The 13033-nt window shown below is 67.6% G+C and carries 15 protein-coding genes; 6 read left to right on the top strand and 9 right to left on the bottom strand.

The features are described from left to right. Positions 1 to 28 precede the first annotated feature (28 nt). From TX76_RS17900 to TX76_RS00330, 4 genes are all read right to left on the bottom strand, one after another. Positions 29 to 178, bottom strand: a complete 150-nt coding sequence (locus tag TX76_RS17900; RefSeq protein ID WP_195155965.1) for a hypothetical protein — start codon at positions 176 to 178, stop codon at positions 29 to 31. A 71-nt stretch (positions 179 to 249) separates the two neighbouring features. Then, complete coding sequence (locus TX76_RS00340; RefSeq protein ID WP_049898211.1) at positions 250 to 501, bottom strand: MTH865 family protein; 252 nt, start codon at positions 499 to 501, stop codon at positions 250 to 252. 70 nt (positions 502 to 571) lie between these two features. Further along, positions 572 to 1369 carry an HAD-IIA family hydrolase gene (locus TX76_RS00335; protein WP_049898209.1) on the bottom strand — a complete coding sequence of 266 codons (798 nt, stop codon included), beginning with the start codon at positions 1367 to 1369 and terminating at the stop codon, positions 572 to 574. 161 nt (positions 1370 to 1530) lie between these two features. Continuing rightward, on the bottom strand, positions 1531 to 2400 hold the full coding sequence (locus TX76_RS00330; protein ID WP_049898558.1) for an alkaline phosphatase family protein: 870 nt from the start codon (positions 2398 to 2400) through the stop codon (positions 1531 to 1533). Between the two features lie 153 nt (positions 2401 to 2553). On the opposite strand from TX76_RS00330, the gene TX76_RS00325 reads away from it, so the two are divergent. The 5 genes from TX76_RS00325 (at position 2554) to TX76_RS00305 (ending at position 7001) form a co-directional block, all read left to right on the top strand. Next, positions 2554 to 4527, top strand: coding sequence for an aldo/keto reductase (locus TX76_RS00325; protein ID WP_049898208.1), 1974 nt, complete (start codon positions 2554 to 2556; stop codon positions 4525 to 4527). 58 nt (positions 4528 to 4585) lie between these two features. Further along, positions 4586 to 4969, top strand: a complete 384-nt coding sequence (locus TX76_RS00320; RefSeq protein ID WP_049898207.1) for a DUF7475 family protein — start codon at positions 4586 to 4588, stop codon at positions 4967 to 4969. Positions 4970 to 5107: 138 nt separating this feature from the next. Next, positions 5108 to 5896, top strand: coding sequence for a CDP-alcohol phosphatidyltransferase family protein (locus TX76_RS00315; RefSeq protein WP_049898206.1), 789 nt, complete (start codon positions 5108 to 5110; stop codon positions 5894 to 5896). 27 nt (positions 5897 to 5923) lie between these two features. After that, positions 5924 to 6388: a hypothetical protein gene (locus tag TX76_RS00310; RefSeq protein WP_049898204.1), complete on the top strand. Its 465-nt coding sequence runs from the start codon at positions 5924 to 5926 to the stop codon at positions 6386 to 6388. 115 nt (positions 6389 to 6503) lie between these two features. Beyond that, positions 6504 to 7001 (top strand): phosphatase PAP2 family protein, encoded by a 498-nt coding sequence (locus tag TX76_RS00305; RefSeq protein ID WP_228842269.1) that lies wholly within the window; start codon positions 6504 to 6506, stop codon positions 6999 to 7001. 133 nt (positions 7002 to 7134) lie between these two features. Here the strand turns inward: TX76_RS00305 and TX76_RS00300 are convergent, their stop codons facing one another. From TX76_RS00300 to TX76_RS00290, 3 genes are read right to left on the bottom strand one after another with little or no spacing between them, the layout of a single operon-like run. Beyond that, positions 7135 to 8640 carry an aldehyde dehydrogenase family protein gene (locus TX76_RS00300; protein ID WP_049898201.1) on the bottom strand — a complete coding sequence of 502 codons (1506 nt, stop codon included), beginning with the start codon at positions 8638 to 8640 and terminating at the stop codon, positions 7135 to 7137. Further along, the gene (locus TX76_RS00295) at positions 8637 to 9662 is read right to left on the bottom strand and encodes an agmatinase family protein (protein WP_049898199.1); all 1026 of its coding nucleotides are present in this window, start codon (positions 9660 to 9662) and stop codon (positions 8637 to 8639) included. The genes TX76_RS00300 and TX76_RS00295 overlap by 4 nt, the downstream gene beginning before the upstream one ends. Continuing rightward, positions 9659 to 9913 (bottom strand): hypothetical protein, encoded by a 255-nt coding sequence (locus TX76_RS00290; RefSeq protein ID WP_049898196.1) that lies wholly within the window; start codon positions 9911 to 9913, stop codon positions 9659 to 9661. Before TX76_RS00290 ends, TX76_RS00295 begins: the two co-directional genes overlap by 4 nt. A gap of 278 nt (positions 9914 to 10191) precedes the next feature. On the opposite strand from TX76_RS00290, the gene TX76_RS00285 reads away from it, so the two are divergent. Next, positions 10192 to 11154, top strand: a complete 963-nt coding sequence (locus TX76_RS00285; protein ID WP_049898194.1) for an NrpR regulatory domain-containing protein — start codon at positions 10192 to 10194, stop codon at positions 11152 to 11154. Positions 11155 to 11167: 13 nt separating this feature from the next. Here TX76_RS00285 and TX76_RS00280 read toward each other — a convergent pair whose 3' ends face one another. Then, positions 11168 to 11398: a hypothetical protein gene (locus TX76_RS00280; protein WP_049898193.1), complete on the bottom strand. Its 231-nt coding sequence runs from the start codon at positions 11396 to 11398 to the stop codon at positions 11168 to 11170. Next, on the bottom strand, positions 11395 to 12909 hold the full coding sequence (locus TX76_RS00275; protein ID WP_049898192.1) for a sodium:solute symporter family transporter: 1515 nt from the start codon (positions 12907 to 12909) through the stop codon (positions 11395 to 11397). The genes TX76_RS00280 and TX76_RS00275 overlap by 4 nt, the downstream gene beginning before the upstream one ends. Between the last annotated feature and the right edge of the window lie 124 nt (positions 12910 to 13033).

Raw genomic sequence — 13033 nt, 5'->3', positions numbered from 1 at the left:
TGACGACCGTCGAGCGACGGCGGAGACCTCACCGATCGCCGAACCACCGGTTGAACAGGAAGAGCGCGGCGTAGCCGACGAGCCCGACGGCGAAGACGGTCGCGGGGATGACGAACGGCCCGAACGTCCGGAACAACACCTCCACGACCGTCTCGAACACCGCCACCAGGCCGGCCATGGCGGGCCTTCGGCGGCGGCCGGGTTAACTCCAGCCTTCGCGGAATCTGAGACGGGCAGGAAGCCCGCGCCTCAGAGCTCGTCCTGGGCTTTGAGCTGCTCGATGATGTCGTCGACGAACGAGTCGGGACTCTCGTACGGGAAGTTCCCGCCGTCGAGTTTGGTGTTGAGCTCCATCGCGGTCATCGAGAAGTCGCCGGACTCGAACTTGGTCGAGGGACCGTTCGGCAGCGCCGGCACGAGATCCATCGGGCTCGAGATCGGGTAGTCGGCCTCTTCGAACGCGTTCGTCATCTGGGAGCGGAGTTCGTCTTCGTCTGCCATAGCGCTCACGCCATCGCCGACTGACACCAAAAACGTTCGGGAACCTCGAATCGGTTTGCCGCGGTTGTCGTCAGCCCGCGTCGATCGCCGCGAGCACCGACGCGACGTCGCCGAGGCTCTCGATCGCGTGATCGGGCTCGATGTCGCTGTCGGCGAGCGTCGCCCGATCGGTGACGCCAGTGAGGACGAGCACCGTCGTCATTCCGTGGCGCTCGCCCATCGCGACGTCGGTGTCGAGCCGGTCGCCGATCACGAGACATTCGTGGGGGGCGCAGTCGAGGCGGTCGAGCGCCGTCTCGGCCATCGCCTCCGCGGGTTTGCCCGCGATCCAGTCGGGTTCGCGATCGACGACCCCCGCGATCGCCTCGATTATCGCGCCCGAACCGGGCACCGCGCGACCGTCCGCGGTCGGGATCGTCCGGTCGGGGTCGGTGCCGACGAACGCCGCGCCGGCCTCGATCGCGCGCAGCCCGTCGGTCATGTCGTCGTACGCGAACCCGCGGTCGTACGAGGTCACGAGCACGTTACAGGTCTCGGGATCGTCGACCAGCGTGAAGCCCGCGTCTTCGAGGACCGAGCACAGACCCGGCGAGCCGATCACGAACAGCCGCGCGCCGGGGTGGGTTCGTTCGAGCGCGAGCGCGGTCGCACCCGCCGCCGAGACGATCTCGTCCGCATCGGCAGCCAGCCCCAGATCGGTGAGTCGGTCGGCGAACTCGGCGGACGACTTCGAGGGGTTGTTCGAGACGAACTGGACGCCGTACCCTGCGTCACGGAGGGCTGCGAGCCCCTCGCGAGCGCCCGCGAGGAGCGAGCCGCCGCGGTAGACCGTGCCGTCGAGATCGACGATCGCACCACGGGAAGCCATTCGATCGCTCTACGGGGAGCCGCGGGGGAAACCCCGTCGGTCGGCGAACCCCCTGTTCTTCGGGGCGGCGGGCGTGCCGTGACGTCACGGCGACCCGCCGCCGGCGTTTCGTCCACCGGCTGACGGCGTGGATGCCCGCCGCGGTCGCGACCGCAGCCACGTCAGACGTATCCCAGCGCATCGAGTCGTTCTCGATCGTCGTCGGCTCCGTGAACCCGGGTGACCGGGAGCGACTCGGGCGGGGTCAGATCGGGCTCCCGGGTCCGACGGTCGTGACCGGTCGTCTCGGCCCACGGGACGGCGAGCAGGGCCGGGACCGGAGTGTGGATCGGGTGGCCGTACAGCCCCCACTCGCCGAACAGGTTGGCGTGATCGGCGGTGATCGCCACCCGGCCGTCGACGTTCGCGAGCAGAGTCTCGACCTCGTCGAGAACGTACCGGAGGTTCGCCTCGTAGGCGTTCCACACGCGATCGGTGGTGATGTCGCCGCGTCGCAGCAGCACCCACGGGTTGGTCGGGTGGGTGTGCGTCCCGGTCCGTGCGAGCCCGTCGTCGGCCGATATCGGGTCCGGCACGAACGGGTGGTGAGGCTGCATGTAGTGGACGACCAGCCGCTCGGGGTCCGACTGTCGTGCATGCGCGATCGCGCGGTCGGTGATCGCTCGCGCGGGCACGGTCCCGAGATCGTCGTTCCACGCGTACTTCCAGACCTCGTCGAGCGCCCCGAAGTCCCCGGCGGTGAGGTATCGGTCCGTCCACGTGTTCCCCGTGACCATCACCGTCCGGTCGGCCTCGGGACGGCCACGGAACGTGTTCTCCAGCCACTCCGAGGACGAGCTGCCGACCGATCGGATCGTCTCGACGCGGCCGACGAACGAGAACGCCGAGGCGACCGTTCGGAGGAGGTCCACGCGACAGGCATCGAGAACCACCAGAACGTCCCAGTCGCGTTCGTAGACGGTCGTGCCGTACGGCAGGTACCGGCCGACCGCCTGGAGACAGCGGAGGTACACGGTGCCGCGACGGCTCATCCCCGGTTCGACCACGATCACCCCACGCGACGGGCGAACAAAACGGTTCCCCGGTCGTCCCCGTCGCTCGACGTCCGCCGATCGGCTCACGGCGACGAGAAGGCGGACGACGATGCGGGCGGGGTTTATCTCCTCGCCGCCACAGTGGTGGGTGTGGAGTGTCTCTTCGTCGGGGCCGGCGACATCGCGACACAGTACGCGGCTCTCACGACAGACAGCCGGCTCTCGCTGACCGGCGTCTGTGATCTCGACGCCGAGCGAGCCGCGTCGCTCGCCGAGAGACACGGCACCCGAGCGTTCGACAACGTCGAGGCGGCGCTGGAGTGTGTCGATGCGCCGCTGGTCGTGAACCTGACGGACCAGGCCGCCCACGCCACGGTCACGGCGGAGGCACTGTCCGCCGGCCGGCACGTCTACTCACAGAAACCGCTCGCGCTGGCGGCCGATACTGCCGCCGCCCTGCTGGCGACGGCCGAACGCGAGTCGCTCGGGCTCGCCTGCGCTCCGCTGTCGCATCTGTATCCGGCCCAACGCATCGCCGGCCGTCTGCTCGCCGAGAGGCGACTCGGCCGTGTCGGGATCGGGTACGCCCACGCCCACGTCGGCCGGGTGACCGACTGGCACCACCGGCCGGAGGCGTTCCTCGACGTGGGGCCGCTGTACGACGGCGGCGTCTACCCGCTGACGCTACTGGTCGCGTGGTTCGGTCCGGTACACGAGGTTCGGACGGCGGACGTCCTCGACGTCTGGCCCGACAGGGAGCCCGGCCAGCCGGAGACGAGTCACGTCGAGGCGATGCTGTCGTTCGCGGACGGGCCGACGGTGCGGCTGACCGCGAGCATGTACACGCCCCACCGGGGTCGGGAGTTCTACGGGCTCGAACTCCACGGCGACGACGGGTCGGTGTATCTCGACGGAGCCGGGGCGATGACGGCGACGACCGATACCGTGCAGTTCCGCCGGGCGGGACGGGAGTACACGAACGTACCCCCACAGACACCGAATCGATCCGCCACGTACCTCGACGCGGTCGAACGGTTCGCGACCGCCATCGCCGCCGGCGACTCCCCACGGACGAGTGCCCGCTGCGGCGCTCACGTCGTCGCCGTCTGTAACGCCATCGAGCGGGCGGCCAGCGAGGAGCGGTCGGTCGAGGTTCCGGCACACGGAACAGTCCAGAAACCGATCACCGCACCGACCGTCAGACCCGCCCGTGCCGGTGGGAGCGACGAGCGCGAGGCGGCGCTCCGTCTCCCGCCCGTCGGGTTCGGCTGCTCGCGGTACCGCGACGGCGAGTACGTCGAGCGGGTCGACTCGATCGCGACGGCGCTCGACGCCGGCTATCGGCTGCTCGACAGCGCCGAGCTGTACGGCAACGAACACCGCATCGGCGACCTGCTGGCCGCACCGGGGGCCCCGAACCGCGATCACGTGTTCGTTCTCGGGAAGGTGTGGCGGACGAATCATCAGTTGCCGCACCTGCTGGCAGCCTGTGCGGGCAGCCGGACGGCGCTCGGTATCGAGGCGTTCGACTGCTATGCGCTGCACTGGCCCGAGGCCTGGGCCCACCGTGGACGGCTCGCGCGACTGGCCGAGAAGCCGATCCACGAACAGGAGGCGCTGACGTTCCCGGAGGACGACACCGGGAAGAGAGAAACGGCCGGCGTCTCCCTCGAAGAGGCGTGGGCGAACCTCGAGACGGTCCACGAGCGCGGCTGGGCACGGACGCTCGGCGTCTGCAACGTCTCCCGCGAACAGTTGGACGTGATCCTCGATACGGGATCGGTGCCACCCGCGCTCGTTCAGATCGAGCGGCATCCGTACCGACCCCGAACCGACCTCGTGTCGTACTGTCATGAACGCGGGATCAGGGTCGTCGCACACTCGCCGCTGTCGGCCACGGGCCTGCTCGACGAGGCGATCGTCCGGGACATCGCCGCCGAGCGCGATCTCTCGCCGGCCGGTGTCGTGCTCGCCTGGAACGTCACCCGAGGCGTCGTTCCCATTCCATCGAGCATCGAGACGGAGCACGTCGTCGAGAACCTCGAAGCCGGGGGCGTGCGGCTCACGGCCGAAGAGTGTGCCCGTATCGAGGAGCTTCGGGATTCCGACTTCGACCGATCGTGACGGGGAGCGGCGTGCGATTCGGGGCCACATTTAATGAGGGCACGTGCGTACGGGAACCATGACAGCGACGGAGAGTGGGCAGACGGGACTGCAGACGGAGTCACTGCCCGGCGTCGTGTGGGTGGGCATCGCCGCGGCAGCCGTGACCGCCCTCGTCCACCTGTTTCTCGGTGTTCGGCTGGTGCCCTCGGGACTGGGGATCAGCTTCGTTCTCGCGGGGCTCGGCTTTCTGGGGGCCATCGCGCTCGTCCTCGTCGGCTACCGCCGGTCGACCGTCTATCTCGTGGGGATTCCGTACACGCTCCTCCAGATCGTGCTCTGGTACTACATCAACTTCGCGGGTGGATCGAAGTCGTTCCCCGGCGACGTGGGGACGCTCGGCGCTATCGACAAGATCGCCCAGGTCGTCCTGCTCGTCGTCCTCGTTCGCCTGCTCCGGTAGTCGACGCCACTACGCGATGGTTTATGAACGGGCGGCCCAACTGATAGTGGGTTCGGGAGACATCGATGAGTGAACGTCCGACGGGCGGCACGGGAGCGGGATGAGCGGCCGCAGTCGGACGCGGACAGGGAGGTTCCGATGAGCGAGGCACCGCACGGCGGCTCGCTGCGGCTGAGCCTGGAGGTGGGCGGTCTCGTAGCGATCGCTGGAGTGCTTCTGGTGGTGAGCTATCCGCTGATACCGGCCGCAGTGGTCGTGCAGAGCCCGCTCCACCCGGCTCTCGTCGTCGGCGGACTCTGGACCGGCCAGCTCTGGTACCTCACGCGGAACCTCACCGCCAACCGAAGCCTGGGTCTCGGGACCCGTCTGCGGTCGCTCGGCGTCGCCAACGCCGTGACGCTGCTCCGGGGGGGACTGTTCGCGGTGGTCGCCGGGTTCGTCGTCGTGCCGCCGGACACGTCGCTGGCGTGGGTCCCAGCCGCCTGTTACGGCGTCGGTGCCGCCCTCGACAGGGTCGACGGGCTCGTCGCCCGAACCGTCGGACGCCCGACCGAACTCGGCGAACGGCTCGACATGGCGTTCGACACGTTCGGGTTCGTCGCTGCGCCGGTGGTGGCCGTCCTCTGGGGCCAGCTCCCCGTGTGGTATCTCTCGCTGTCGGCGGCGCGGTACGTCTTCCGCGGGGCGAAGTACTGCCGCCAGCGACGGGGCCGAACGCTGTTCGATCGGCCGGACAGCGACCTCGGGAAGTACCTCGCCGGCGTCCAGATGGTGTTTCTCACGATCGCGCTCGCACCGGCGATACCGACCGATCTCGTCGTGGCGGTCGCCCCCGCCGTGCTCGCCCCGTCGCTCGCCGTGTTCGTTCGGGACTACGGCTACGTCGCCGGCTGGCTCCCGATCGACGGCCGTGCCGGACGCAACTGAATTGGGTGGTCGTGACCACGGGTCGGTATGCTCTTTCCGACGCACCTGCTCGTGGCCGCGGTCGTCGGCCACGAGTCACGGCTCTCGTCGGTCTGGCTCGTCGTCGGAGCCGCGATACCGGACGTCGTCGACAAGCCGCTGGGGCTCCTCGGGATCGCCGATCTGTACCACTCCGTCGGCCACACGGCCCTGGGTGCCCCGCTTTTCGTCCTCCTCGCGCTGTCGAGCAGAGCCGGGCTCGCGGTGGCCGTCGGCTGGGGCTCACATCTGCTGTTGGATGCGCTGCACGTCGTGCTCAACGGTCGACCCGGTGACGCGCTGTTTCTGGGCTGGCCGCTGACCGTTCCACCCGACCCGCTGGGCATCCCGCCGGGCGAGTTCCTGCTGTTTTACCTCTGGACGCCGTCGTTTCTCGTCGAGAGCGCCCTCTGGGGAGCGCTGGCGCTCGTCCTCGTGAAGCGTCGCTCGATCCTCCCCGGTCCGAGCGGGTGAACGCCGCGTTTCGGTCGCCAACGGGTGACAGGGCCCTTTTTCCTCCGCGGGCCGTTCGACCCACCGACTCCGGATGAGACAGCCATTCAACGCCCTCGTGGGCCGTATTTTCGCCGTGGACAGGGTCGTCGCCGAGGCGATTGCCGAGCTCAGGGAGCCGCTCGTGACGAAGGTGATGACGTCGGTCACCGGCCTGGGGTCGGCGGCGGCCGCCCTGGTGTTTCTCGGGCTCTTCCACCTGGCGGGGTGGGACGACGAGCTGGACGTCGCGATGCCTGCGCTCGTGCTCACCGGCGTCGTCGTCGGTGGGTTGATGCTCACCGTCCAGCGGGCGTTTCCACCGCACCCGGTCTGTCTGCGGATCGGCTCCGAGGCGGCGACCACGTCGTTTCCCTCGGGACACGCAGCCAGCGTCACGGTCTTCGCGCTGATAGCACGTCGCTCCGACACGCTGGCGACGCTGCCGGTCGCTGCAGTCGCCGCGTTGGTCGCGGTCTCGCGGATATATCTCGGAACTCACTACGTGAGCGACACGATAGCGGGCGTCCTGATCGGTGTCGTGGCGTTCCTCGTCGCTCAACGAGTGAAGCGTCGTTCGGCACGACCGTCGTGACGTCTTCGTCCGTCGATCGCCCTCGATGGAGTCGAACGCCTCGTAGGCATCGATCGTGTGTTCGGGGCCGGCGAATCCAGACCGGATCCCGGTCCGGGGAACGGTATCGTGTTTCGATCGCCCTGTCCGTTGGCTACCCGTTCAGGGCGATGGTGACGGTCTTTTGCTGTCGATACTCGTTCAGTGCTTCCGGCCCGCACTCCCGCCCGATACCCGACCGTTTGAAGCCACCGAACGCCAGTCCCGGCGAGAACCGTGCGTAGTCGTTGACCCAGACGGTGCCGGCCTCGATGTCCGCGGCGGCCCGATGTGCCAACGAGAGATCCTCCGTGGCGATCGCTGCAGCCAGCCCGTAGTCGACGTCGTTGGCCAGCTCGATCGCCTCGTCGTAGCTCCCGAAGGAGACGACCGAGGCCACGGGGCCGAAGATCTCCTCCTGGGCGAGACGGCTGTCGTTCGCGACCCCATCGAAGACGGTCGGCTCGACGAACCACCCCACATCCGCCCCATCGCTGCTGTCGCCGCCGGTCACGAGTTCCGCGTCGCTTTCCCGACCGAGCTCGATGTACTCGTGTACCGTTTCGAGCTGCTGTTCGGAGGCCAGCGGTCCGATCGTCGTGTCCTCCGCGAGGGGGTCGCCGACGGTCCACTCGGCGGCCGCCGAGACGAAGCGTTCGAGGAACTCGTCGTGAACGGCCTCGTGAACCAGCGTTCGTGAGAGCGCATCGCAGGACTGACCCGCGTTGTAGAGGATCCCCTCGGCTGCGGTGGCAGCGGTCGCTTCCAGATCGGCGTCGGGGAAGACCACGAACGGTGACTTGCCGCCCAGTTCGAGCGTGACGGGAGTGATGTGTTCGGCGGCTGCGCCCATCACGATCTCGCCCGTCGTGTCCTCCCCGGTGAACGAGAGTTTGTCGATCCCCGGGTGACCGGTCAGCGCACTGCCGGCCTCGTCGCCGAGCCCGTGAACGACGTTCAGCGTTCCCGGTGGCAGGAGTCCCTCGGCCAGCTGTGCGAACCGCGTCGCGGTCAGAGGGGTCAGTTCGGCGGGCTTGAGCACGACGGAGTTGCCGGCCGCCAGTGCGGGACCGAGTTTCCAACAGCTCAACAGAACCGGATAGTTCCAGGGGACGATGAGGCCGGCGACACCGTACGGTTCCTCCCGGGTGTACGCGTGGGTCTCACCGTCGATCGGGACCCGCTCGTCGGTATCGCCGTGGAGCAGGTGGGCGTAGTACTCGATGTAGCCGATCCCCTCCCGTATCTCGGCCTCGGCGAATTCGAGCGGCTTCCCGGTGTCGAGACATTCCAGCAGCGCGAGCTCGTCGGTGTGTCGGGTCAGCCGGTCGGCCCACTCCAGCAGCCGATCGGCCCGTTCCTCGTGCGAGAGAGCGCTCCAAGCACCCTCGAAGGCCGTTCGAGCGGCCTCGACAGCGGCGTCGATTTCGGGCTCGTCACACCGTGGGACGGTGGTGATCGGGGTGTCGGTCGCGGGATCGCGCGTCGCGAAGGTCGCCCCCGATGCGGCCTCGTGAGCGCTCCCGTCGATCCACGCGGCGAACCGTCGTCCGTCGGTGGCCCGTTCGATGGCTCGCTCGTGGGCTGTCGCCAGGTCGTCGGTGACGTTTCGATCGTTCATGAGTGGTCGTGATCGACCCCTGACTCGGCGAACCGACGGCCGAGAAAGCTCACCAGCAGATACGCAGCGAGGCGCTGCGTCCCCTCGCTGTCGTCGTATCCCGGGGCAACCTCCATCAGGTCGATCGCGCCGACGGCATCGTGCTGGCCGAGTGTTTCGACGACGGCGAGCGCTTCGTCGGCGGAGAGCCCGCCCGGTTCCGGCGTGCCAGTCCCCGGCGCGACGGCCGGGTCCACGCCGTCGATGTCGTACGTCACGTACACCGCGTCCGTCTCCGCTGCGGCTGCCGTCACCGCGTCCCGAACGACGTGACGGATGCCGTGTTCGGCCACGTCACGCATCGTGTAGAGGTTCAGGCCGGTCTCGTCGGCGAACTCGAAGAAGTCCGGTGACTCGTAGCCACGGATCCCGACCTGGCTGATGTGACGATAGTCGCTGTACGGGGAGTCGGCGACCAGCGCGGCACTCGATCCGTGGAACTCGTCGCCGAAGACGGGACTGGCGGTACTCGTGTCCGTGTGTGCGTCTATCTGCACGAGCCCGACCGTCTCGTGCCCGGCCCCCGCAGCGAAGCCCCTGACGGCGGGTGCCGTGCAGTAGTGATCACCGCCCAACACGACGGGAACCGTCTGCTCGGCGATGGCCCCCACGTGCGTCTCGATGCTCTCGGCTGTCCGTTCGTGATCCATCGGGAAGACCGGCACGTCCCCACAGTCAGCGACCGAGAGTGCACCGAAGTTCACCTGATTTCCGGTCCGCATGTCCGTGAGCCCCCCCTTGTACCCGGAGAGGTACGCCCACCACCCGCTCGCCCGACGGATCGCCCGCGGACCGTAGCGCGCGCCGGGCCGATTGCTCACTGCACCGTCGTAGGGAACCCCGATCACCCCGGCATCGACGTCGGACAGGCTCCCGACGTCTCGATACTCCGCCTTCAGGAAGGTGTCGATTCCGGCATACGGCAGCTGGACACCCGGATCGTGAGCGGCGGCATCGCGGGCGAACCCGTTATGCTCCGTCACGTCGCCCCTCCGGTGAGTGCCGCACGGAACACCTCGACGCCACGACCCGACTGGACTCGTTCGGTGGCGAGTGGCGCTCGGAACCGGCGCACGTTCTCGTTGCCGAAAAACGACTGCCGGAGATCGCCCGGCGTGGTTTCGACCGGCCGTTCCGCGAGGTCGGCGACGGGTCGGCTCGGGTGGGCGTAGCTGCAACCGTGGACGACCGTCTCCGTGTGCTCGTTCGATCGGGAACTGGCTTGCTGGGACATGTGTTGACAGTGTGGCAATTGTATGCCACCGTGTTCGTGATGGAGATCGGGTCACCTAAAAATCTTGAGGTGCGCGCAGCCGGCGCGGTCGACGTCCCGGACTGGCGGTTCCGAGCGTTCGGAGAGGGCGGAGAGGACTGCATCCGGATCCAGACGGGTTCGCGGTCGTCACTCGGTCCCCGGGTCGGCGCACGAGGCGGTCCGTCATCGCTGCGGGGAACGCCGACCGTGAGACACGGGGACTTTTTGGGTCGTCGGCCCGACGAGTCACGCAGCGAATGGGGACAGAGATGGACCGTCGGACGTACGATCTGTTGCGTCTGATCGACGAAGACGAGCCGATCGGGAGCATCAGGCTCGTCGATCTGATGCAACGCCGCGGCTACTCCATCAAGGACCGGACGATCCGCCTGCTCCTCTCGGAACTCGATGCCGACGGACTCACCGAGAAAGTGGCTGGAAAGGGTCGCAGACTCACCGAGGAGGGGAAGGCGGAGCTGCTTCGTGGCGACGTGGGGAGTCGCCTGGCGCGCGTCCGTGAACGGATCGCGACGCTCACCAGCCAGGTGACCTACGACCCGACCGAGGACAGGGGCGAATGCATCGTGGGGATGGGACGGATAGCCGACTCGGACGCCGACGCCGCGTTCGACGTGCTCTCCCGGCTCCACACGTCCGCGATCGGACCGGTGCTGGTCGACACCGAGTACGATGGGGAGGGCGTGGAGCTGGTGATCCCATCGAGCGTCACCCTCGACGGCGTCCTCCTCACCCGTGGCATCAACGCCCGTCTCATCACCGCGGGACTCGTCGAGTACGACGGACGTGTCACCCGATATACGGACACGATCAGCGGGGAGGGCTCGACGATGGACGTCGTGAGTCTGCTGATAGACGCCGGAAGGACGGACGTGACCAGCTATCTCGAGGCCGGCACGGGGGTGCTGATCGTCGACAACCGCGAGGTCCCGCTGACTCGGTTCGAGGAGACACGAACCCTTTCGACGGCGACCCGTGAGCAGCTCGGCGGGGTCGTGGACCTCCGCCGACCACGCGAGTCGGGACCGTTTCCGGTCGGCACACCCGGATGGGATTTCGTGTCGCTCACCTACGGTGGGGCCGGCGAGATCGCGCTGGCGTTGTTGCAGGAGCACGACCTGCTCGACGAGTGGCGCTCGCTCGAGGGGGTTCGCGCGCGGACTGCACTCGATCCCGTGCCGACGGTCGCCGGACAGCGGTGAGTCGGTCCCGACGTCAGGCACCCACGACGATCCCCACCAGGAGCACCGCAAAGAAGCCAGTCCACATCACGAGCGACCGAACCGTGTACGATCGGTCCTCGAGGGTCCGCACGGGACCGCTTGCCGTGCCTCGTTCGTCGCCCAGCCCCTGAGTGAGGAACCAGTAAACGACGACTGTCCCGAAGACGAACTCGGCGAGCCAGAACACGACGATCATGCCGGTAAAGAGGGTCTGGCTCATCATGCTGCGTCACCGTCCCGATCGGACGAACCACCGTCGGTCGCGACCGACGATCCCTCTTGGGCGATGGATTCGAACTCGAACTCGTCGGGGGAAGCGATGCTCACTGCAGCCCCGAGCCCGGTCGAGACGAGATGGCCGATCGCCATGATCTCCCACAGCATGAAATCGGGACCGGTCACGACCACGTCGTAGCTGGCTGCGAGCAGGAACGCGGTGATCAGCTGTGAGACGACGATACCGGTGACGAAGCCGGCACTCGACATCTTCCGCCAGAACAGCGACAGCGCGAACGGCCCCACGAGCGCGGAGGCACCGATACCGCCGACGAGCAGCAGCTGAGTGAAGCTGATCGAATCCAGCAGGAGCACCGTCGCCACGAACATCACCACCGCGAAACCGACCGACGCGACGCGGGCAACGCGGAGCTGCCGGTCGTCCGACGCGTCCGTGTCGAGGTGACGATAGTAGATGTCCCGCGCGGTCAGGCTGGCGATCGCGGTCAGATACGAGTCGACGGACGACCCCAACACCATGAGGGCGACCAGCAGAAACGCGATCACCGCCCACTCGGGCATGAGACCGAGCACTTCGGTCGTGAGGCTTCCCGGAGCGGCGTCGGTGAACGTCGCCAGCCCGACGAGACCGATGACACCGTACATCGCGATGGTCGTGAAGACACCGATCCCCCCGATGGTCAGGAATCGGGAAGTCTTGTCGCGACGGACGGCGAAGACACGCTGCCACGTCGCCAGCGAGACGACGCCCCACACACCCAGTCCGAGTGCGTAGGGGAGGAACAGCCCCTCGATCGCGTCGAGGTTCGCCAGCGAGAGGAACGCGGGTGCGTCGGACCCCAGGTTCTGTACCATCTGATCGTAGACGACCCCTGGGCCCCCGACCTCGAACACCAACAGCGGAACGAACACCAGGGTCAGAACCAGTGCGCTGATGAACTGGATGAAGTCCGTCGTCATCGATCCCCAGAGCCCGCCCAGAAGGATGTACACGCCGATGACGCCCATCAGCACCGCCATCACGAGGTTCGGATCGATACCGGTGAGACCGCCGATCACGGTGCCGCCGACGAACAGCTGAATCACCCCGCCCAGAACCATCGTGTAGAGAACGACGAAGACGACGACGAGATGGGCGGTCTTGTCGAATCGTTTGATGAAGTACTCCGAGTACGTCAGCCCCTGCGGGAAGAGCTTGCGCATCCGGAGCGCGAACGGGATCACCACGAGCGAGGACAGCACCGCGGGAGCAGCGTACATCCAGATACCCGCGACTCCAGTGATGCCGACGTACTGGGGCACCCCGAGCACGTCGCCGGCCCACATCCACGTGACCGCGAACGAGGCGGTCGCGAGTCCGACCTGTGCACGGCCGCCGGCGGTGATGAACTCCGAGGTGGTGTTCACCCCCTGGCGTCGATAGATGAAGTAGCTGATCGAGATCATCACGACCGCCCAGAAAGCGAGGAGACCGAACCCGCCGAGCTGATCAACCATCGGCGCTCCCCCTACGGAGTCGTGACGTGATCCGCCCGACCGATCCCACGGTGGTAATGTGTTGCCACATCGGGTCGAGGCTAGGCAACGGTGCTAATAAGTCTTCTGCCACCACATCACACAG

It is taken from the genome of Halococcus agarilyticus (assembly GCF_000334895.1).
In the GTDB taxonomy this organism is placed as follows: Archaea; Halobacteriota; Halobacteria; order Halobacteriales; family Halococcaceae; genus Halococcus; species Halococcus agarilyticus.
Note: the sequence above shows the minus strand (reverse complement) of the source record. Positions and strands in the feature narration are given on the sequence as shown.

Excerpts from the sequence above, each read along its gene's own strand:
- TX76_RS00330 (WP_049898558.1), bottom strand. The coding sequence starts at position 2,400 with ATGAGCCGTCGCGGCACCGTGTACCTCCGCTGTCTCCAGGCGGTCGGC.
- TX76_RS00275 (WP_049898192.1), bottom strand. The coding sequence starts at position 12,909 with ATGGTTGATCAGCTCGGCGGGTTCGGTCTCCTCGCTTTCTGGGCGGTC.
- TX76_RS00285 (WP_049898194.1), top strand. The coding sequence starts at position 10,192 with ATGGGGACAGAGATGGACCGTCGGACGTACGATCTGTTGCGTCTGATC.
- TX76_RS00310 (WP_049898204.1), top strand. The coding sequence starts at position 5,924 with ATGCTCTTTCCGACGCACCTGCTCGTGGCCGCGGTCGTCGGCCACGAG.
- TX76_RS00280 (WP_049898193.1), bottom strand. The coding sequence starts at position 11,398 with ATGATGAGCCAGACCCTCTTTACCGGCATGATCGTCGTGTTCTGGCTC.
- TX76_RS00335 (WP_049898209.1), bottom strand. The coding sequence starts at position 1,369 with ATGGCTTCCCGTGGTGCGATCGTCGATCTCGACGGCACGGTCTACCGC.
- TX76_RS00300 (WP_049898201.1), bottom strand. The coding sequence starts at position 8,640 with ATGAACGATCGAAACGTCACCGACGACCTGGCGACAGCCCACGAGCGA.
- TX76_RS00290 (WP_049898196.1), bottom strand. The coding sequence starts at position 9,913 with ATGTCCCAGCAAGCCAGTTCCCGATCGAACGAGCACACGGAGACGGTC.
- TX76_RS17900 (WP_195155965.1), bottom strand. The coding sequence starts at position 178 with ATGGCCGGCCTGGTGGCGGTGTTCGAGACGGTCGTGGAGGTGTTGTTC.
- TX76_RS00320 (WP_049898207.1), top strand. The coding sequence starts at position 4,586 with ATGACAGCGACGGAGAGTGGGCAGACGGGACTGCAGACGGAGTCACTG.
- TX76_RS00340 (WP_049898211.1), bottom strand. The coding sequence starts at position 501 with ATGGCAGACGAAGACGAACTCCGCTCCCAGATGACGAACGCGTTCGAA.
- TX76_RS00315 (WP_049898206.1), top strand. The coding sequence starts at position 5,108 with ATGAGCGAGGCACCGCACGGCGGCTCGCTGCGGCTGAGCCTGGAGGTG.